This window comes from Intestinibacter sp. (assembly GCF_051866655.1).
In the GTDB taxonomy this organism is placed as follows: Bacteria; Bacillota; Clostridia; order Peptostreptococcales; family Peptostreptococcaceae; genus Intestinibacter.
On record NZ_JBJDXL010000291.1, the window covers coordinates 2,497 to 3,877 of the forward strand.

Below are 1,381 nucleotides of genomic sequence, written 5' to 3' on the forward strand. Positions count from 1 at the left end.
TATAAATACTCAAAGGAAGACAAAGGTGTAAAACCTATATCTAAGGAACAAGTGAATTCTGTAACATGCTGTAAATGTGGCTATACTATAGAACAATTAAATCCTGCATTCTTAGAAAATATATGTACTGTACAAAATTGTAAAAAATGCGGTAAAGACCTAACTTCAACTGGTATAGTTACAAAAGTAAAAACAGAATATGACAATGATTCTAATAGCTTCATAACAGCTAAAAAATCATATCACTGTGCTGAATGTGACAACGAATTAACAGATTACCAAGTTAATTACTTCAAATTATAAAACCATTTTAAATAAAAAACTGAGCATGACCTTTATACAAAGATCATTGCTCAGTTTTTTGGATTTATTATGCTTAATATTTATATATTAACTAAGGGATATCTATTTCGAATTGTTATTGTTATCTTGTTTGGGAAAATTATTTTTATTCAAATAAAGCAGTTGATAAATATCTTTCACCTGTATCTGGTAATAAAACAACTATATTTTTACCTTTATTTTCAGGTCTTTTAGCTAGCTCTGTTGCTGCATGTATTGATGCACCAGCTGATATACCAACTAATAAACCTTCTGTTTTTGCGACTGCTCTTGAAGCATTAAATGCGTCTTCGTTTTCAACAGGGAATATTTCATCTACTACATCTAAATCTAATACTTTAGGCACAAATCCTGCACCTATACCTTGTATTTTATGTGGTCCTGGTTGATTACCTGAAAGTACAGCAGACGTAGCAGGTTCTACTGCAACTATTTTTGCATTAGGATTTTGTGATTTTATGTATTTTCCTATACCTGTAACTGTACCACCAGTTCCTACACCAGCTACGAATATATCTACCTTTCCATCTGTATCTCTCCATATTTCTGGACCTGTAGTTTCAAAATGTATTTTAGGGTTAGCTTCGTTTTCAAATTGTTGTGGAATAAATGCATTTCCATATTCTTCTTTTAATGCTTCTGCCTTAGCAATTGCACCCTTCATACCATCTGCACCTGGTGTCAATACTACTTCAGCACCTAATGCAGCAACTATTCTTCTTCTTTCTATACTCATTGTTTCTGGCATAGTTAGTATTAAATGTAATCCTTTTGTAGCAGTAACAAATGCTAATCCTATACCTGTATTACCACTAGTAGGCTCGATTATTACTGTATCCTTATTTATTTTTCCTTCTTTAATAGCAGTTTCTATCATTGCATTTGCAACTCTGTCTTTTACACTTCCAATGGGGTTGAAGTATTCAACTTTTGCTATTAAATTTGCCTCTAATTTATTTTCTTTTCCATAAGCTTCAAGTTCAAGTAAAGGTGTATTTCCTATTAAGTCGGTTAATTTTTTAGCTATTTTAGACATTTT

The 1,381-nt window shown here is 31.6% G+C and carries 1 protein-coding gene and 1 pseudogene; one reads left to right on the forward strand and one right to left on the reverse strand.

Features of this window, described 5'->3' with window-relative positions:
- Positions 1–303: pseudogene (locus tag ACI3VO_RS08675) on the forward strand (hypothetical protein); the annotation flags it as partial.
- A gap of 145 nt (positions 304–448) precedes the next feature.
- Here ACI3VO_RS08675 and cysK read toward each other — a convergent pair.
- On the reverse strand, positions 449–1,378 hold the full coding sequence (gene cysK, locus ACI3VO_RS08680; RefSeq protein WP_439757535.1) for a cysteine synthase A: 930 nt from the start codon (positions 1,376–1,378) through the stop codon (positions 449–451).
- Positions 1,379–1,381: the final 3 nt, after the last annotated feature.

Coding starts and splice junctions, on each gene's coding strand:
- cysK (WP_439757535.1), bottom strand. CDS start 1,378: ATGTCTAAAATAGCTAAAAAATTAACCGACTTAATAGGAAATACACCT.